The sequence below is a fragment of the Kitasatospora sp. NPDC127121 genome, from assembly GCF_042677305.1.
In the GTDB taxonomy this organism is placed as follows: domain Bacteria; phylum Actinomycetota; class Actinomycetes; order Streptomycetales; family Streptomycetaceae; genus Kitasatospora.
Genome location: NZ_JBHXTQ010000039.1, coordinates 46,588 through 64,478, shown reverse-complemented (window position 1 = coordinate 64,478; position 17,891 = coordinate 46,588). Strand labels below are relative to the sequence as shown.

Below are 17,891 nucleotides of genomic sequence, written 5' to 3'. Positions count from 1 at the left end.
CTGCGGCCCTACGACGGCAGGTAGGAGCATGATGCCCACGGACTCTCAGGACCTCGCCTCGCCCGCACCGATCCGACGCCGCCAGGCCGTCGAGGTCTTCGGGAACCGCTTCGGCCGGCTCTACAACGACGAGGTCGTCGCCCCGGGCGGCACGGCCGGCAACTACCTCCGGTGGCAGTGGTCGCAGACCGGCGTCGTCGTGGTGGCGACCGGCCCCGACGGCATCGCGCTGGTGCCCTCCTACCGCTACCCGGTCGGCGCCGCCTCGCTGGAGTTCCCGCGCGGCGGCTGCGAGCCCGGCGAACCCCCGGAGGAGGCCGCCGCGCGCGAGCTCAGGGAGGAGACCGGCCTCATCGCCTCCACCGTGGAGAGCCTCGGCCTGATCCACGCGGACACCGGCCTGATCGAGAACGGCATCCACGTCTGCCGCGCCACCGTGCTCCCCGGAGGCACCGCCACCGCCCGGCCGGAGGCCATGGAATCGGTGACCGACCCGGTCTGGGTCTCCCCCGACCTGATGGCACGCTGGCTGCGGCAGGGCCGGATCACCTGCGGCGTCACCCTGGCCGCCTTCGCCCTCCTCCAGGCCCACCCCGACCCGCAGACGGCGGCCGTCAGAGGGTGACCACCCGCTCGAAGGGGTCGAGCTCGCGCAACGGCCGCGGCTGTGCCCGGCGCTGCGGATCCGGGACAGCCGCACCCGGGCCGTTCACCACGTGGAGCGACAGGTCGCGAACGCCGTCGGCCGCCGGGGAGACCACTTCCAGGCCGGCCCCCAGCCGACCGGCGACCGGGTCCTCGTCCAGCCCGAAGCGCATCAGCCGGACCTCGCCCCGCAGGTGCTCCCACGCCAGGCCCCCGACGCGGCGGAAGGTGCGCTCGAACACCTCCAGCGTCCACGAGCTGAACTCGTCGACCGCGGAACGCAGCACCGCCGTGTCCGGCTGGATCCCCCGGCGCAGCCGCCCCAACTCCGCCACCAGGGCCACCCGGGAGGGCTGCTCGATCGCCTCGAACACCACCTCCACCGGGAGTTGGGACAGCAGCAGGTTGTCGAGCAGCACCGCCGGGAACCCCGCGTACTCGACGAGTCGCCGGCTCCGGAAGACCGGGATGGTGCCCTCGCCGTCGCGCGGGCCGGCCATGCCGACGCCCAGGGCCTGCGGCAGCGCCCGCCGGTAGGACTCACCGGCCCAGTCGTCCACCGACTGGAGCACGAGGACGAGTTCGGCGCTGCCCCCGGGGCGCGCGCTCCGGTAGGCGGCCAGCCAGTCCCGGAGTTGCTTGTAGAGCAGCGGATCCTGCTCGGCGACCCAGGCGCGCGCGGCTTCGAGGGCCTCCCGCGCGCTCCCGGCGAAGTCCCGCTCGGCGGCCTCGATCCGCGCCAGGACACCGGACTTGAACGCGGCGGCGACGGCCGACCCGTCGTACGGCTCCGTGTGCGCGGACGACACCTCGGTCAGCCGCTCCACGTAGGGGACGTCGGGCGCGTTCTCCACGCCCTCGGCCCGGTGGCCGTCGCTGATCCGGTGCAGGGTCCCGCCCGCCCGCAGCGCGACCCGCAGCCGGCCGGCCTCCAGGAGAGCGCCGAAGTCCGAGAGCGCCGCCGTCCCCGGGGACCAGCGGACCTTCCGCGCCTCCTCGGCATCGACGAGCGCCCGGAAGTACCTGTTGTTGAGGCCCTGCGAGTCGCCGATCAGCAGGGTGTCGGCGAAGAGGACGTGCAGCAGGACCCGCGACCGCAGGTCCGAGGCCCGGTCGATCGGCGCCGCCGCGTGCGGCTCCACATCGGAGAGGTAGATGTGTTCGGTACCCGCCGCCCGCTGTCCCATATCCATGGCCTGCCACCCTTCGGCGCCCGATACAGTTCCCCTCGCGAAGAAGAAGGATAGGCCCACGACCCGGGCCGGCCACCGGTTTTCCGGCAATTCGACCCCGGCAACGGCACCCCTTGGAGGAGAAATGTCGGAGCTTGTCCAAGTAGTGACGCCCGAGGGGACATTCTGGGCCCGCATCGAGGAGCAGCGCGGCCCCAGGGACGTCGCGCTGCGCCGCCCCAGCTACCAGCTGGACGACCTGGCGGGCACGCTCCAGACCGTGGTCGGCAACGTGCGGTCCGGCCTGCGGGCGGCCGCCCCCGACGAGTTCACGCTCGAATTCGGAATCGAGCTCTCCGTCAAGACGGGAGTCCTCGTGAGCGCGGTGACGGGAGTCGACGGAAAGGCCAGCCTGAAGGTGACGGCGACCTGGCGGAAAAGCGGCGAGACCGCCCTTTCCGGCCCGCCGAACGAACCGGAGGAATCCGACGACCCGAACGAATCCACCGAACCGGGTGAATCCGCCGAATCCACACCCGAAACCGGCTGACCAACCGCCACGCACCATCCGATCTGGCACCGCGCCAACGACGAAGGGCCAGCTCCACCGGATCACCCCGGTGAACTGACCCTTCACACTGTGAGCCCCCTGTCGGGTTCGAACCGACGACCCCCGCTTTACAAGACGAACCCGGATCATGACGGCACGTGACACGTGATGCCGTGTGGCGCTGAACCTGCAGGTCAGCGCCACATGGAGCCTTCCCGTACTCCAACTCCGGTTAATTCCTACCCCGCCGTCCGCTCACGCATAGCTCATGCACCACAAGGCCTCGACCGCGCCAGAGGACAACTCCGCCCGAGCCAGTCAGTGCGAAGCGGCTCGGGCGGCCGACCGAACTGAGCTTCCTGCGCGAGCGCCAGAGCACTCGGAGGTCGGCGCGGCTATCGCATGTTGGCAGCCAGGTATTGGGGCGCAAACCCAGCCGCCCAGGATCCAAAGTGGCGGCGACCGTCCTCGAGCTGGACTTCAAGGCACCCAAGCAGGGCACCCAGCCACTCCCATGTGGGCCAAACAGCACAACGTCTGCGTCCGCATCGGATAACGTGCGCCGGTCTACACCCTGCACTACGTCCCGCGCCCGGGTCGACCGCCTCACAGCGCTCGCGAAGCAGTGGACCCGCGCAAGTGGTGGTGCCCGGGTCCAAGATGCGCGACGATTTCGGTGAGTAAATTTGCGCAACTCCCTGACACGCCTACAGCCAGTCGACTACCCTCTGCAACACCCGGCAATAAGGAGATCAAGGTGCGGATCGAGTCAATCACGGCGACTGGATTTCGCAGCATCCGCAATGCATCCCTGAATGAGTGCGGAGAGCTGAATGTGCTCATCGGAAAGAATAATTCAGGGAAGTCCAATATTCTTGCGGCGATTCAGACATTCTTTGAATTCTTTACTCCGGATGGCAGAGTTGCGACTCCATCTCCGCACCTAAATAGCAACAACGACTGGCATCAGAAGGATACTGGCAGCCAGATTAAAATATCTGCCACGCTCGACCTTACCGCCAAGGAGCTAGACGCACTCAAGGAGTCTATCGCCACCGAGGCGCCCCAGCTCCGAAACGCCCTTTTGAGCGCAGATCTCGCCAGTTTGATTACAGTTGAGCTGAGTTTCACACCACCCCCTAGGGCAGTTGGCTACATTTCCCTGATTCGATTCGGCGGCCCGATCGACAAGGATGCGGGAATTATCTACTCAGCCCAAAAGGATTCCGCCACTCAGATTGCAGTGAACCTCACCACTCTCGAAGAGTCGACTGAAGCAATTGAACTACTTGACCGAATTACAGCAGATATTGACGAGGATTACTGGAGGAGAATAAGGGATTACGGACAGATCCCTGGAAGCGCTCGATATGCGCCGGCGAGAATGCCTGATGACATTCGCGCCATGGCTCGATCCGCCCAAAGCTTGAAGGAATTCCAGGCCTCGTGCAGGGATTATTATGATCGCCTGACCGAGCGCATCGATGCGGTCAACCGTCAAGAGCTGGAAGCTCCAGTTCAGACATTCTCAGGCAGTGCAACCGTTATTCCCGAATATGTCACCTCCGTGGTCAGGAAGATCGCAGATCTAAGAGTGCACAGCCTGTCGGAGCAGCGCAACCCGATCGGCCAGAAAGAAGCTAGCCGCATCCTCAAGCTTAAGACCAGTCGGGGACAGGGTGACGTCCTTAGGGGAATTCAGTCCGTAGTTTCTGGCCTCCTCGGTGTTCAAATCGATGCATTTAGTTCAGATACGCCCCAGTTGACCCGACAGGTCCGCACTGTTCGGCCCGATGGAATCCCAGCTGAGCTCGATGTCGATGACTTCCTCGTTCAGCTGAATGGGTCAGGAATTCGCGAATCACTTCGCTTGATCCTTGACCGAGAGTTCGAGCGCCCCGATGTCCTCTTGGTTGAAGAGCCGGAGGTTCACCTGCATCCAGCGCTTGAGATTGCTCTCATGCAGTACCTCAAGACAATAAGCAGTGAATGCCAAGTCTTCCTCACAACGCATTCGACCAATTTTCTCGATGTCGGGTCTCTAAAGAACGTCTATTTGATCCGCAAAGAAGCGGAGACATCTATTCAGCGGGTCGACGTCGATGAAGCCGAGTCTTCCATTCCCGAGGAGCTAGGCCTGCGGCTAAGCTCGCTCTTCATGTTTGATAGGCTCGCCTTTGTTGAGGGACCCTCGGACGAGCAGATTTTGCGAATCTTCGCCGAGAAGCTGGGGATTAACTTTGCTCAGGCTTCATTGGGATTCGTAACGACTGGCGGGGCTAGAAACTTCACGCACTTCGCCACGAGTTCCACTCTGTCTTTCTTGCAAAAAAGGAACGTGCGAACTCTGTTCATTCTGGACAGAGACGAGCGCAACGCCCGAGACCTAGAGGTAATGCGACAAAAGGTTGAGGGACTAAGCGAGGTTCGTCTCCTTGACCGGCGAGAGCTTGAGAACTATCTTGTCTGTCCTACTGCCCTAGCGCGCTATATCGAAATCAAGTCCGGGGGTAAACACAACCCATCGGCAGATCAAGTCGCGGCCGAAATTGACAATGCTTGTGATGATCTCTTCACCGTAGCGGTGGAGCGACGAGTACTGAAGCATGCATGCCGGCCCGTCATCCCAAACAGGGAAACCGTCCTGCGGCGTGGAAGTGTGGAGTTCGAGGCTGCGCTGAGGGCCGAGCTTGAGTCCACGAAGGAGAAGCTCGACTCTCTCCTTGCCGAGCTCTCCGATGTGATCGCTACAGAGAACTCTAACGTTCAGGCCGACTGGGACCGCAAGTCGCACCTGGTGCCTGGGGATGAAATCATCGACAGGGTCTTCTCTCGCTATGGAATGCGATTCGGAAAGAAGCGCGACGCCGTTGAGATTGCCCAAATAATGACCCGGGATGAAATTCCCGTCGATATTCGAGAAACGATTGCGAACCTCGTCATCTAGTCTGCCCGGTCCAACGATTTGAGATACGTGCAGGCCTGCGATCTCACCAACACTGATAGGGGCACGCGGGAGCGGATCCGGCTGCAGATCAAGGGCTGTTCAAAGTGATGCCCACGGCTGCTGGCCGGAACCCGCTTCGAACGCGGACAGAGGACGAAGGACATCGCGAGTGTCCGTATGGACAGTGGATCGCTGGCGCAAGGAATGGCGGGAGCGCGGCAAGGCTATCGTTCAATCGAAGGGATCTCCGGGCCGTCCAAGGCTGTATAGGTGTCAACTCGCCAGGAAGGGAAAGGAATGGGAGTTGGCGCACAAGCCTACTGCCCATGGGTGGACGGCCTCTACACGGTCGAGGAGGCCTGGCGGCTGGTCGCCGTGAATCGTCGGCTCAAGAAGGCCCAATGCCGCCCAAAACTGCTCGACGGCTGACTCGCCAAGACGGGGCTGACCACGAACGACTGACCTACATTGCGAGTTCAATCTCAGTAGCTCCCGCCGCACGGCTGTAAAGGGCCTTGGAACTTACAGCCGGCACGCCAAAACTCCACCAAGACACCTGATCTTAAAAGCGCCTTCGGCCAATATGGTTGCACCAGCGATCTCGGCTGCTCGGCTGACGTTCTCGTGGAAGGGGACACCCCATTGGTCGGCCCACGCCTCGTAGGAGGCAAGGTGGGCGACAATCGGCGCCGGATCGGTGAGCTCGATGGTGCCGGGAAGTTTCCGGACCCGGATGTCTTCGAACGCCGTTCCAAAGTAGCCGGGAGCCTTCTCCAGGGAGAAGCGGGAGCTGAGCGAGACCCGCGCCGGCCCTTCGGGAATTCCGAGGACGTCTCCTGCAGCCCTGGCCCAGAGTTGGTCCAGCTCCTGCTTATCGGTGTCGCCGTTGGTCGAGGCGATGAGGATGCCGCCGGGCCGTAGGACGCGGGCCATTTCCTTGGTTGTGGCCTTGATGTCGCCGACGTGGTACAGCATGTGCAGGGCCAGGACCGCGTCGGCGCTGTCGTCGGCGAAAGGCAGGGCCTGGGCATCAGGCCACCGTCCTTGTCTTGCCCGGACTCGTGCGCGGCCATGGCACAGCAGGCCGCTCGGGCGCGCGCGGGCCACTCGCCTCCGGCGAGGTCGGCGACCGGCACCGGGCGATCGCCAAGGCAGCAGCGCTGCTGTCCCCCAGACGAACAGGCCGCACAAGGCTGCCCAGTCCGACGCGAACCCCCAGCCGCCGGGCCATCCGCTCACGCAAACGGCCTCGGACGAGAAGTCCGAGGCCTGCGATGAAGCCCTTAGAAGGCCAAACCTGCAGCTCATCCAAGGTGGTTCTCTGAGCCCCCTGTCGGGTTCGAACCGACGACCCCCGCTTTACAAGAGCGGTGCTCTGGCCAGCTGAGCTAAGGAGGCACGGTGACCGTCCGCGAGGGATCACGGCGGCACCGGGGGCAGTCTACCGGGCCCGGTAGGTGGGGTGGGGGGATATCCGGGGGTTGGCAAGGTGGGGTGGGCGTGATGGAACCGATGCCGAAATCGGGTGGGCTGGGGGCTGACAAGCGGCGGAGGCGCAGGTAGCGTCGCCCGGAGTCGGTTCGTGAGGTGGTTCAGACCACTGGGCGGGCTGACGGAGACGAACGAACGCCCCTTTACTCGGATCGTCCGGCACGTTCCTGCCGGTGAAGGAGAGAACAATCATGGCTTCTGTCACGTATGAGCAGGCGACCCGCGTCTACCCCGGGGCGGACAAGCCCTCGGTGGACGCGCTGGACCTGGAGATCGCGGATGGCGAGTTCCTCGTGCTGGTCGGCCCCTCGGGCTGCGGCAAGTCGACCAGCCTGCGCATGCTGGCCGGCCTGGAGGACGTCAACAGCGGCTCCATCCGGATCGGTGACCGGGACGTCACGCACCTGCCGCCGAAGGACCGGGACATCGCCATGGTGTTCCAGAACTACGCGCTGTACCCGCACATGACCGTCGCCGAGAACATGGGCTTCGCGCTCAAGATCGCCGGCGTGAACAAGACGGAGATCCGCACCAAGGTCGAGGAGGCCGCGAAGATCCTCGACCTGACGGAGTACCTGGACCGCAAGCCGAAGGCGCTGTCGGGTGGTCAGCGGCAGCGTGTCGCGATGGGCCGCGCGATCGTGCGCCAGCCGCAGGTCTTCCTGATGGACGAGCCGCTGTCGAACCTGGACGCGAAGCTGCGTGTCTCGACCCGTACCCAGATCGCCGGCCTCCAGCGCCGTCTGGGCATCACGACGGTGTACGTCACCCACGACCAGACCGAGGCGCTCACCATGGGCGACCGGGTCGCGGTGCTCAAGGGCGGCGTGCTCCAGCAGGTCGACACCCCGCGCAACATGTACGACCGGCCCTCCAACCTGTTCGTGGCCGGCTTCATCGGTTCGCCCGCGATGAACCTGGTCGAGGTGCCGCTGGTGGACGGCGGTGTGAAGTTCGGCGGCTCGGTGGTCAACGTCTCGCGCGACGACCTGGCCGGCGCCGGCACCGACAAGTCGGTGACGGTCGGCATCCGCCCGGAGCACTTCGAGATCGTCCCGGCGGGCGGCATCGAGGGTGTCGCGGTGACGGTGAACGTCGTCGAGGAGCTCGGCTCCGACGGCTTCGTGTACGGCACCACCAAGATCGGCGGCGAGGACAAGGAGCTGGTCGTCCGCGTGCACGGCCGGCAGATCCCGGCCCGCGGCGAGACGATCCACGTCGTGCCGATCGCCAACGAGACCCACGTGTTCTCGACCAGCTCGGGTGCCCGCCTGAGCAGCTGAGCACGGCGCGCCCTGCCGGTCGGTCGACCGGCGGGGAAAGCCGGCACGACGGAGCCCGTCGGACCATTCCTGGTCCGGCGGGCTCCGTCCGTACACCCCCACGTCAACACGGTGTGGGGACGAACCCGGACACGGTGTCACTCGATGGTGTCACGGAGGGCGATCCAGCCCGTACCCACCGCTACTCTCCTGAGGGTGAAGCAGCTTGTACGCCGTATCGGCCAGACCGTCGCCCTGACCCTGCCGGTCCTCCTGGTGACCACCGGCACTCTCGCCGTGACCCGGGTGCCATGGGCCCCGCCGACCAACCTCGACCAGCAGGTCGTGGCGGCGTCCAGTGGTGACGGCGCCGGGATCGGGCGTTCCGCCACCGCGGGCACGTCCCCGGACGGGCTCGCCCCGCAGGAGTCGCTGCGGGTGGCGCTGCTGGACGAGCTGCGGGCGAAGAACCCGTCCGCCGCGCTGGACCTGCTGGAGCGCTCGATGCGCGAGCAGCCGTCGCTGACGCCGTACTGCACCTCGCTCGCCGGCGAGCTGGGCAAGGCGGCGGTGCGCAAGTACCAGGGCGACGTCCAGCGGGCCCGGTCCTTCGCCCGCCCGGTCTGCGACGGGTCGTTCGCGGCGGGCATCGCCGGCTGACCCGGCAGCTGACCCGCAGGCCGGCCCGACGGCCGCGGGCCGACGACGCCTGCGGGCTCGGGCTCCCGGCCCCGGTGGGCGTCCTATTGTTCAGGCATGACCGCTGACTCCGGCCCCGCCGCCGATCCCGCGTCCCCGCCGACCCACCCGTCCCGGCCGACCACGACGCCCGTCACCCAGGCCGTGATCCTGGCCGGCGGCCAGGGCTCGCGGCTGCGGCCCTACACGGACGACCGCCCGAAGCCGCTGGTCGAGATCCCCGGGACGGGCACGCCGATCCTCGGCCACCAGCTGGCCTGGCTGGCCTCCGAGGGCGTCACCGACGCGGTGGTCTCCTGCGGGCACCTGGCCGCCGTGCTGGAGGAGTGGCTCGACAAGGCGGACCTGCCGCTGCGCGTGCGCACGGTGGTCGAGGAGGAGCCGCTCGGGCGCGGCGGCGGCCTCAAGTACGCGGCCAAGGCGCTGCCCCGCCCGGACGAGCCCTGGTACGCCACCAACGGCGACATCTGGACCCGGTTCAGCCTGCGTGACATGGCCGCCTTCCACCACGAGCGGGACGCCGTCGCGACGCTCGCGCTGGCCCGGCCGCGCATCCCGTGGGGGGCGGTGGAGACCGACCAGTTCGGCAACGTGCTGGACTTCATCGAGGCGCCGCCCTCGCCGTTCCTGATCAACGCCGGGCTGTACGTGTTCAGCCCGGAGTTCGCCGAGCTGCTGCCGGACGTGGGCGACCACGAGCGCACCACGTTCCCGCAGCTGGCGCGCAGCAAGCGACTGGCGGGCTACCAGCTGCCGCAGGGCGTGTACTGGCGTGCCATCGACACCGCGAAGGACCTCACCGAGGCGGCCAAGGAGCTCGCCTCCGGGGCCGGCCGCTCACCGCGGTAACCGCCGCACCCCCGGCGCCCCGGCGCCCCCGCCTCCCCCGGCGCACGACGATCGGCCGGGTGCTCCCGCCTCGGAGCACCCGGCCGATCGCGTCCGCGGGCCGTCAGGTGGACGTGGGCGCCCCCGGACGGGAGGAGCGGGCGCCGCCGGACAGGTCGGCGAGCGGGCCGCTGCCCAGCACCCCGCCGAGCAGCCCGGGGCTCGCCCCGGAGCTCGGGCTGGGCTTGGACGCCGCCCCCGTTCCGGCGGGGGGCGGGGTGCTGCGCTGGGCGGGCGAGGAACCGGCCGACGGCGCGGCGGCGGACGGTGCGGCGGCGGACGGGGTCGTGCCGGCCCCGGTCTCCGCCTTGGCGGAGTGCCCCTTGCCGCTCGGCGTCGGGCTGCCCGGGCGGGTGGCCGGGGCGGAGGAGGGCGGGGTGGTCGGGCTCGGCGTGGGGGTGGCCGGGCGCGGGGCGGGCGAGGGCGAGGTGGACGAGCCCTGGCCGCCCGGGGTGCCGGTCGGGGCGCCGCTGGGCCAGACCGGCGTGCCGTAGTCGGTGGCCGGACGGGCCGGCGCCTGGTGCGTCCGGGCCCCGGTGCGCACCGCCGCGCCGAGCATCGAGCCGAGCAGCAGGGTCGCCCCGACCACGACCGTGGTGACCACCGTGCCGCGGCGCAGCACCCGGCGGCGCAGCGCGGCGGGCGCGTCGGCGCCGTAGCGCCGCCAGGCCTCCAGGTTGAGCCGCCCGTCCAGGGAGGCGAACGGCGCTCCGGCGATCAGCAGCGGGCTCCAGGCCGCCAGGAAGATCAGGTCGGGGGTGTCGTAGACCGGTACGGCCCGCCAGCTGACGGTGAACAGCAGCGCGGCGGAGAGGAGCATCGCCGCTCCGGCCGCGAGCCGCTGCCAGAGGCCGAGGACGGTCAGCACGCCGACCACGACCTGGGTGAACGACACCACCAGGCCGGCACCGACCGGGTGCGCCATGGCGAAGGCCAGCAGCGGTTCGGCGACCTTCCAGGGGTGCAGCGAGGCGAGCCAGCGCATCATCGAGCCGCGCTCGCCGCCGTCGAAGTAGACCGGGTCGCAGAGCTTGCTGAACCCGGCGTAGACGGACAGCGAGCCGAGGACGGCGCGCAGCGGCAGCAGGACCAGGCCGAGGTCGACCCGGCGGCCGGGGTACCAGGGCGGCTTGCCCTCGGCGGCCGTAGCGGAGACCTCGGGCAGCTCGCCGCTCGGGGTCCAGCCCTGCGGTGCGCCGACCGGGCCGATGCCCGCGTCGGTGGCGGTGCCGGCGCCCTCCCGCGGCTGGCGCGGGACGGTCCGGGCGCCCGAGTAGGACGGGATCACCCGGGTGTCCGACATGCCCGGGCCGCCGCCGTCGGGCCCGGAGCCGGTGAGCCGGACGGCGTCCAGCAGCTGGGTGGCCGCGAGGTCCCCGGGGGGCGCCTGCCCGGTCCAGGTGACGGCGGTGACCCGGCCCTTGCGGCGCGGCGCACCGCCCCCGGCGGCCCCCGCGAGCGCCGGGACGGCGGAGGCGGGCACGACGACCTGCGGGGTGACCAGCGGACGGCGGATCAGGCCCTGGTTGGCGTACGGGTCGCCGAACGCGGCGCCGGTGGACAGCAGTCCGGCCGGGGCCTCGATCAGCGGCGCCACCGGGGCGCCGAGCCGGAGCCGGAAGCTCGCCTGGGTGATGCTGAGGCGCGCGGGGTCGGACGGCACCTTGACCGTGTCAAGGCCGGGGCCCGCGTCTATCCCGGTGCTGCCGCCGCCGAACAGGGGGCGCCGAGGTGTTCTGGTGTCCACGCCCGTCTAACCGGGTGACCACCGCTTAGGACACTCTCCCGAGTGGATGTCCGGCGCATACTTGAAATGATCATGAGAAAAGCGATCGGGCCTGGTCGGGCCCGATCGCTTTTCACTCGGATTGCGGAGAATTCAGAAGTTCCCCTGCGCCCCGCACACCGGCTGTGCTCAGCGCTTGGCGCGCAGTCGCGCGGCCTCGTAGAGCACGATGCCCGCCGCGACACCGGCGTTCAGCGACTCGGTCAGCCCGGACATCGGGATCCGCACCCGCATGTCGCAGGTCTCCGAGACCAGCCGGGACAGGCCCTTGCCCTCGCTGCCCGCGACGATCACCACCGGACCGGTCAGCAGCTCCAGGTCGCCCAGCTCGGCCTCGCCGTCGGCGGCCAGGCCGACCACCATGAGGCCGGCCTTCTGGTAGGCCTCCAGGGTGCGGGTGAGGTTGGTGGCCCGGGCCACGGGCAGGCGGGCGGCGGCGCCGGAGGAGGTCTTCCAGGCACCGGCGGTCATGCCGGCCGCGCGGCGCTCGGGGATGACCACGCCGTGCGCGCCGAAGGCGGCGGCGGAGCGGACCACGGCGCCGAGGTTGCGCGAGTCGGTGACGCCGTCCAGCGCGATGATCAGCGCGTCCTGGCCCGAGTCGGAGGCCTCGACCAGCAGGTCGTCGGGGTGCGCGTACTCGTACGGCGGCACCTGGAGCACGAGGCCCTGGTGGTTGAGCCCGCCGGTCATCTGGTCCAGCTGCGGGCGCGGGGCCTCCATCAGCGGGATGCCGCGGTCGTTGGCGGCCTGGAAGGCGTCGCGGACGCGGTCGTCGGTGTCGACGAACTGCTGGACGTACAGCGCGGTGGCCGGGACGCCGCCCTGAAGGGCCTCGACGACCGAGTTGCGGCCGAAGACGAGCTCGGCGCTGCCCGCACCGCCCCGGCCGCCGCGACCGGCGCCGCCGGCGCGGCGCATGCCGGCGCGGGCCTTGGCGTCCCGCTCGCGCTTGACCGCGGCGTTGGCGGCGCGCTGCTTCGGGTGGCCCTTGCGCTCCGCTCCGGGCGGGGTCGGGCCCTTGCCCTGGAGCGCCTTCCGGCTGTGGCCGCCGGTACCGACAGACGCGCCCTTCTTCGATCCGGGGTTGCGGCGGTTCCTGCGCTGGCTGTTGCCGGCCATGGCTGTACTTCCTGTCTGTCCGGCATGCCCGGCCGCCCCGTTCTGTCCGGCGGCGGCCGACTGCATGCGCTACGTCATGCGGGAGGGCCGCACCGGTCCGGTACGGCCCACCCTCACCCCGATCGTCAGATGGGGTTACTGGCTGTTGATCGTCCAGCGCGGGCCGGACGGGGTGTCCTCGATCACCAGCCCGGCCAGGCCGAGCTGGTCGCGGATGGCGTCCGCGGTGGCGAAGTCCTTGCGCTGACGCGCCGCCTGCCGCTGGTCCAGGACCAGGCGGACCAGCGAGTCGACCACACCGTGCATGCTCTTCATTGTCCCAGGCTCGCCGCCCTCCGCCCCGACCCACTGCGGGTCGAGCGGGTCGAGACCCAGCACTCCGAGCATCGCACGGACCTCGGCCAGACGCGCCACCGCGTTCTCCTTGTCGTCCGCGTTCAGGGCGCTGTTGCCCTGGCGGACGGCGGTGTGCACGACGGCGAGCGCCTGCGGAACGCCCAGGTCGTCGTCCATCGCCTCGGCGAAGGCCGGCGGCACCTCGGGGGCGGCGTCGACCGCCCCGCAGCGCTCGACGGTGCGCTGGATGAAGCCCTCGATCCGGCCGAACCCGGCCTCGGCCTCGCGCAGGGCGTCCTCGCTGTACTCGATCATCGAGCGGTAGTGCGGGGTGCCCAGGTAGTAGCGGAGCACGATCGGGCGCCAGCGCTGGACCATCTCGGAGACCAGCACCGAGTTGCCCAGCGACTTGCTCATCTTCTCGCCGGCCATGGTGACCCAGGCGTTGTGCACCCAGAAGCTGGCGAAGGCGTCGCCGTAGGCCTTGGACTGGGCGATCTCGTTCTCGTGGTGCGGGAAGATCAGGTCCAGCCCGCCGCCGTGGATGTCGAAGGCCGGGCCGAGGTACTTGTGGACCATCGCCGAGCACTCCAGGTGCCAGCCCGGCCGGCCGCGGCCCCACGGGGTCTCCCAGCTCGGCTCGCCCGGCTTGGCGGCCTTCCACATCGCGAAGTCGCGCTGGTCCCGCTTGCCGGTCTCGCCCTCGCCCTCGGGCTGGCGCAGGTCGTCGAGCTTCTGGTTGGAGAGCGCGAGGTACTCCGGGTACGACTTCACGTCGAAGTAGACGTTGCCGTCGGCCGCGTAGGCGTGGCCCTTCTCGATGAGCCCCCGCATCATCTCGACCATCTCGGGGATGTGCCCGGTGGCCCGCGGCTCGACGGTCGGCGGCAGGCAACCGAGCGCGGTGTAGCCGTCGTTGAACGCCCGCTCGTTCTCGTAGGCGATCTGCCACCACGGGATGCCGAACTCGCGCTCCTTGGCGATCACCTTGTCGTCGATGTCGGTGACGTTCCGGGCGAAGGTGATCTGGTAGCCGCGGTAGGCGAACCACCGCTGCATGATGTCGAAGTTGAGACCGGACCGGATGTGCCCGATATGAGGCGCCGACTGGACGGTAGCGCCGCACAGGTAGATCGAGACACAACCCGGTACAAGCGGGACGAAGTCGCGTACCTGGCGGGTGCTGGTGTCGTACAGGCGAATGCTCACAGCGTCAAGCGTAGTGGGCAGGAGGGGGTGCCCCGCGACATTCCCCGGGAATGATATGCAGCACTCCCGGGGAACCACGGGCCGCGCGGGCCGGTCAGATGTTGCCGACCACCTTGCGCGGGCTGAGCCGGACGACCACCCGGACGTCGTCCGGGCCGTCGAACCCGTACTCCTCGCCGCGGTACTTGCGGGACAGTTCGTTGATCAGCTCCCGGCCGCCCTCGGTGGTCATCGTCGCCGAACCACGCACCTCGACGTACTCGTACGGGTTCTCCGGCGGGTTGACCACGAGCGAGATGCGCGGGTCCCGCACCAGGTTGAGGTGCTTGCGGCGGCCCTGGACGGTGGAGAACAGGATGTCGTCGCCGTCCCGCGTGACCCAGACGACCGAGGACTGGGGGCTGCCGTCGGGCTGGATCGTGGACACCACGGCAAAGCTCTTGCGGTCGAGCAATTCCTTGGCGGGGCCTGAGAGTTCGACGCCCATCGAGAACCTCTTCTCATCGTCGGCGGTACGGCCCGAGGGGAAGCCCCGCCCGGGCCCGAAACCGCACACTACCGACCGATCCACCGCCACGCCGGGTGAACACTCGTCAGGGCCCGCCTATTCCGGCCCTGCCGACCGCGCCCGGCTCAACGCCGTTCGTACACCAGGGCCGTGGCGATCGCGGCCAGTCCCTCGGCCCGACCGGTCAGGCCCAGGCCGTCCGTGGTGGTGCCGGACACCGACACCGGCGCACCGGCCGCGGCCGACAGCGCGGCCTGCGCCTCGGCCCGCCGCTTGCCGATCTTCGGCCGGACGCCGACCACCTGGACCGCGATGTTGCCGATCTCGAAGCCCTCCGCGCGCACCAGCCGGGCCGCCTCACCGAGCAGCTTCACCCCGGACGCGCCGGCCCACTCCGGCCGGTCGGTGCCGAAGTGCGCGCCCAGGTCGCCGATCCCGGCGGCCGAGAACAGCGCGTCGCAGGCCGCGTGCGCGGCGACGTCGGCGTCCGAGTGCCCGGAGAGCCCGACCCCGGCGTCCGGCCACTCCAGTCCGGCCACCCAGAGCGGGCGGCCGGCCTCGAAGGCGTGCACGTCGGTCCCGATGCCCACGCGCGGCAGCACGGGGGCCGGGGCCCGGTCGGCGGGCGTCTGCGGGTCAGTAGGCATCGGCGGCCCTCCGGCGGGCGAGTACGGCCTCGGCGAGCACGAGGTCCAGTGGACGGGTGACCTTGAACGCCTCCTCGTGGCCGGGCACCACGACGACCTGGCCGCCGTAGCGCTCCACCAGGCCCGCGTCGTCGGTGACCGGCGGCGCGTCGGCGGCGCCCGCGGCCTCCTCGGCCAGCGCCTTGGCGTGCACCCCGACCAGGGTGGCCCGGTCGAAGCCCTGCGGGGTCTGCACCGCGCGCAGGGTGGCCCGGTCGGGCGTGTCGAGCACCGGCTCGGGGCGGCCCGGGTTCGGCTCGACCCGCTTCACCGTGTCGGCCAGCGGCACCGCGGGCACCACCGCTCCGGCACCGGCCCGGACGGCGGCCGCCACCGCGTCCACCACCTCGACCGGGACGAGCGGGCGGGCCGCGTCGTGCACCAGGACGATCTCCACCTCTGCCGGGATCGCGGCCAGGCCGAGCCGGACCGACTCCTGGCGGGTGGCACCACCGGCGACCACCCGGATGTCCTTGCCGTCCAGCCCGTGGCTGTCCAGCAGGGCGACCACCTCGGCCACCCCGTCGGCGGGCGCGGCGACCACGACCAGGCCGACCGCCCGGCTGCGGGCCAGCGCCCGCACGGCGTGCACCAGGAGCGGCACGCCGCCCAGTTCCCGCAGGGCCTTCGGGGCACCGGGCCCCAGCCGCTCACCGCGTCCGGCGGCGGGCACCACTGCTGCTGCGACTGCTGCTGAGGCGTTCAGGTTTCACTCCTTCGGAGAAGTGGGTATGGCCTTGGCGTGCCCGGCGGGCGCTACGGGCCCCTTCCGAAGAATTACGGTCCAACCGTCCGCCGCACAATCCCGCAGAATCGGTCTTGCAGGACGGAAAACGGTCTTGCCGGGCCTGGACCGGCTCGGGGCGGGGGCGTCGTCCGGACACGCCTCAGCGCCCGAAGTGCCACTGCACCACCCCGGGACGCTTCGTCCTGGGAGCGGCGCGCCGACACCGGGCGCTGTGAGCGGTGGGCGGCAGCCCGACTGCGCTACGAGGCCAGCACCTCGTCGAGCAGCGTCTCCGCCTTGTCCTCGTTGGTGTTCTCCGCCAGCGCGAGCTCGCTGACGAGGATCTGGCGCGCCTTCGCGAGCATCCGCTTCTCGCCGGCCGAGAGGCCGCGCTCGCGCTCACGGCGCCAGAGGTCGCGCACAACCTCGGCGACCTTGATAACGTCGCCAGAGGCGAGCTTCTCCAGGTTCGCCTTGTAGCGACGGGACCAGTTGGTCGGCTCTTCGGTGTACGGTGCGCGCAGCACCTCGAAGACCCGGTCCAGACCCTCCTGGCCGACTACATCGCGCACGCCGACGAACTCCGCGTTCTCAGCGGGCACGCGGAGCGTCAGGTCTCCCTGCTGCACCTTGAGCACCAGGTAGGTCTTGTCCACACCTTTGATCTGGCGAATTTCGATGGCCTCGATCAGCGCGGCCCCGTGATGGGGGTAGACCACCGTGTCGCCAACCTTGAACGTCATGTGACAGGACCCCTTCCGTGGCTTTCCAGAATAACACGCTTTTCAGCGCACCCGAAGGGCGTTTTCGCAGGTCAGGGCCGGTCTCGGGGCTTGACAAGGACCCCCATGACGTGCTGCGACCGGTGTTCGAGGGAGGCTTCCCGCAGGTCGGAGGCGGTTCCAGCGTTCGGCGAAACCTTGCGCAACACTCTGGAAACCATGATTGGATCTTGGGTTTTCACCGTTTATCGGGCCGTATCCACATCGTTATTCGATCTTGGTCGAAGCTTGTCCCGAGAGTGACCCGGACACGCCACAAGTGCGGCCGGACGGCCGCCCCGCGAACCCCGGGAGTGCGACACGGGGACCACCCCGTGAGGAGCGCATAAGCGAGGTCGATAATCTGAGACCTGACCTATCGACACGTTGACTTAGGAGAAGCCGCCGCCGTGAGCCGCAGCCTTCGACGCGGCAGCATCGCCGCCATCGCCGCCATCGCCATCGCCTCGCTGTCGTCCTGCGCCGCCGGCAACACGCCGGACACGCTGCAGGTCAAGCCCGACAACGCGGCGGCAACCCTCGGAACGAACCTTCGGCTGAACAACATCGTGGTCGTCACCGGGGACGAGTCCTCGGGCGAGCACAACGGTCCCGCCAACGTGACCGTCAACATCGCCAACACGGGCAGCACCCCGGCGGAGCTGCAGTCCATCACCGTCGGCAACGGTGCCACCGCCGCGTTCTCCGACGCCGCGGGCGCCCCGCTGTCCACCATCGTCGTCCCGGCCGGCGGCGCCGTGGCGATCGGTGGCAACGGCAATCCGTCCGCCAAGGTCGCCTCGGTCGGCGTCCAGGTCGGCGGCTTCACCCCCACCTCGTTCACCTTCAAGGACGGCCAGAAGGTCGACGCCCAGGCCGGCGTGAGCCCGAACGCGGGCCTCTACAAGGGCTTCGGCCCGACGCCGGCCCCGGCGGCCGCGCCCACCAAGGGCGCCACCGCCGCGACCACCCCGGCCGCCGGCACCACCACCCCGGCCGCCCCGGCCACCACCGGTGCGCCCGCACCGTCCGGTTCCACCACCCCGGGTGCCACCCAGTCCGCCGGCGCCCACTGACGCACCACCCGGCGTCCGGCGGGCCC

Annotated in this window: 17 protein-coding genes, 1 tRNA gene and 1 pseudogene; 8 read left to right on the top strand and 11 right to left on the bottom strand. The window is 69.3% G+C overall.

Annotation, left to right across the window (positions count from 1 at the left end):
• Positions 1–31 precede the first annotated feature (31 nt).
• Positions 32–625, top strand: coding sequence for an NUDIX hydrolase (locus ACFVHI_RS20500; RefSeq protein ID WP_063348805.1), 594 nt, complete (start codon positions 32–34; stop codon positions 623–625).
• Here the strand turns inward: ACFVHI_RS20500 and ACFVHI_RS20495 are convergent.
• The gene (locus tag ACFVHI_RS20495) at positions 615–1,838 is read right to left on the bottom strand and encodes a hypothetical protein (protein WP_159398485.1); all 1,224 of its coding nucleotides are present in this window, start codon (positions 1,836–1,838) and stop codon (positions 615–617) included. The two genes, ACFVHI_RS20500 and ACFVHI_RS20495, sit on opposite strands and share 11 nt — an antisense overlap.
• A 124-nt stretch (positions 1,839–1,962) precedes the next feature.
• On the opposite strand from ACFVHI_RS20495, the gene ACFVHI_RS20490 reads away from it, so the two are divergent.
• From ACFVHI_RS20490 to ACFVHI_RS20480, 3 genes are all read left to right on the top strand, one after another.
• The gene (locus ACFVHI_RS20490) at positions 1,963–2,367 is read left to right on the top strand and encodes a CU044_2847 family protein (RefSeq protein ID WP_380341352.1); all 405 of its coding nucleotides are present in this window, start codon (positions 1,963–1,965) and stop codon (positions 2,365–2,367) included.
• Between the two features lie 757 nt (positions 2,368–3,124).
• Positions 3,125–5,314: an ATP-dependent endonuclease gene (locus tag ACFVHI_RS20485; protein ID WP_380341349.1), complete on the top strand. Its 2,190-nt coding sequence runs from the start codon at positions 3,125–3,127 to the stop codon at positions 5,312–5,314.
• A 297-nt stretch (positions 5,315–5,611) separates the two neighbouring features.
• Positions 5,612–5,743 carry a hypothetical protein gene (locus tag ACFVHI_RS20480; protein ID WP_380341346.1) on the top strand — a complete coding sequence of 44 codons (132 nt, stop codon included), beginning with the start codon at positions 5,612–5,614 and terminating at the stop codon, positions 5,741–5,743.
• Positions 5,744–5,836: 93 nt separating this feature from the next.
• Here the strand turns inward: ACFVHI_RS20480 and ACFVHI_RS20475 are convergent, their stop codons facing one another.
• The 3 genes and pseudogenes from ACFVHI_RS20475 to ACFVHI_RS20465 form a co-directional block, all read right to left on the bottom strand.
• A complete protein-coding gene (locus tag ACFVHI_RS20475; RefSeq protein WP_380341343.1) occupies positions 5,837–6,421 on the bottom strand; it encodes a class I SAM-dependent methyltransferase in 585 nt (194 codons plus the stop codon).
• Positions 6,400–6,450, bottom strand: a pseudogene (locus tag ACFVHI_RS20470) (hypothetical protein); the annotation flags it as partial. The pseudogene ACFVHI_RS20470 and the gene ACFVHI_RS20475, both read right to left, overlap by 22 nt.
• A 188-nt stretch (positions 6,451–6,638) precedes the next feature.
• Positions 6,639–6,712: transfer RNA gene (locus ACFVHI_RS20465), tRNA-Thr, on the bottom strand.
• 284 nt (positions 6,713–6,996) lie between these two features.
• Between ACFVHI_RS20465 and ACFVHI_RS20460 the strand changes: the two genes are divergently transcribed.
• The 3 genes from ACFVHI_RS20460 (at position 6,997) to ACFVHI_RS20450 (ending at position 9,615) form a co-directional block, all read left to right on the top strand.
• Positions 6,997–8,088: an ABC transporter ATP-binding protein gene (locus ACFVHI_RS20460; protein ID WP_063348802.1), complete on the top strand. Its 1,092-nt coding sequence runs from the start codon at positions 6,997–6,999 to the stop codon at positions 8,086–8,088.
• A 195-nt stretch (positions 8,089–8,283) separates the two neighbouring features.
• Positions 8,284–8,727, top strand: a complete 444-nt coding sequence (locus tag ACFVHI_RS20455; RefSeq protein WP_063348801.1) for a hypothetical protein — start codon at positions 8,284–8,286, stop codon at positions 8,725–8,727.
• Positions 8,728–8,823: 96 nt separating this feature from the next.
• Positions 8,824–9,615 carry a nucleotidyltransferase family protein gene (locus ACFVHI_RS20450; RefSeq protein ID WP_063348800.1) on the top strand — a complete coding sequence of 264 codons (792 nt, stop codon included), beginning with the start codon at positions 8,824–8,826 and terminating at the stop codon, positions 9,613–9,615.
• A gap of 103 nt (positions 9,616–9,718) precedes the next feature.
• On the opposite strand, the gene ACFVHI_RS20445 is transcribed toward ACFVHI_RS20450, so the two are convergent.
• The 7 genes from ACFVHI_RS20445 to ACFVHI_RS20415 form a co-directional block, all read right to left on the bottom strand.
• Positions 9,719–11,317: a DoxX family membrane protein gene (locus tag ACFVHI_RS20445; protein ID WP_063348799.1), complete on the bottom strand. Its 1,599-nt coding sequence runs from the start codon at positions 11,315–11,317 to the stop codon at positions 9,719–9,721.
• Positions 11,318–11,569: 252 nt separating this feature from the next.
• A complete protein-coding gene (gene rlmB, locus ACFVHI_RS20440) occupies positions 11,570–12,562 on the bottom strand; it encodes a 23S rRNA (guanosine(2251)-2'-O)-methyltransferase RlmB (RefSeq protein WP_063348798.1) in 993 nt (330 codons plus the stop codon).
• Positions 12,563–12,697: 135 nt separating this feature from the next.
• On the bottom strand, positions 12,698–14,107 hold the full coding sequence (gene cysS, locus ACFVHI_RS20435; protein ID WP_063348797.1) for a cysteine--tRNA ligase: 1,410 nt from the start codon (positions 14,105–14,107) through the stop codon (positions 12,698–12,700).
• A 94-nt stretch (positions 14,108–14,201) separates the two neighbouring features.
• On the bottom strand, positions 14,202–14,594 hold the full coding sequence (locus ACFVHI_RS20430) for a PPOX class F420-dependent oxidoreductase (protein WP_063348796.1): 393 nt from the start codon (positions 14,592–14,594) through the stop codon (positions 14,202–14,204).
• Positions 14,595–14,740: 146 nt separating this feature from the next.
• Entirely contained in the window at positions 14,741–15,262 is a 522-nt protein-coding gene (gene ispF, locus ACFVHI_RS20425) for a 2-C-methyl-D-erythritol 2,4-cyclodiphosphate synthase (RefSeq protein WP_063348795.1), read from the bottom strand.
• Complete coding sequence (ispD, locus tag ACFVHI_RS20420) at positions 15,252–15,977, bottom strand: 2-C-methyl-D-erythritol 4-phosphate cytidylyltransferase (protein ID WP_107452910.1); 726 nt, start codon at positions 15,975–15,977, stop codon at positions 15,252–15,254. Before ispD ends, ispF begins: the two co-directional genes overlap by 11 nt.
• A gap of 311 nt (positions 15,978–16,288) precedes the next feature.
• Entirely contained in the window at positions 16,289–16,771 is a 483-nt protein-coding gene (locus ACFVHI_RS20415; protein ID WP_030244332.1) for a CarD family transcriptional regulator, read from the bottom strand.
• Positions 16,772–17,199: 428 nt separating this feature from the next.
• Here ACFVHI_RS20415 and ACFVHI_RS20410 point away from each other — a divergent pair, with 428 nt between their 5' ends.
• Positions 17,200–17,865, top strand: coding sequence for a DUF461 domain-containing protein (locus tag ACFVHI_RS20410; protein WP_363375142.1), 666 nt, complete (start codon positions 17,200–17,202; stop codon positions 17,863–17,865).
• Positions 17,866–17,891 lie beyond the last annotated feature (26 nt).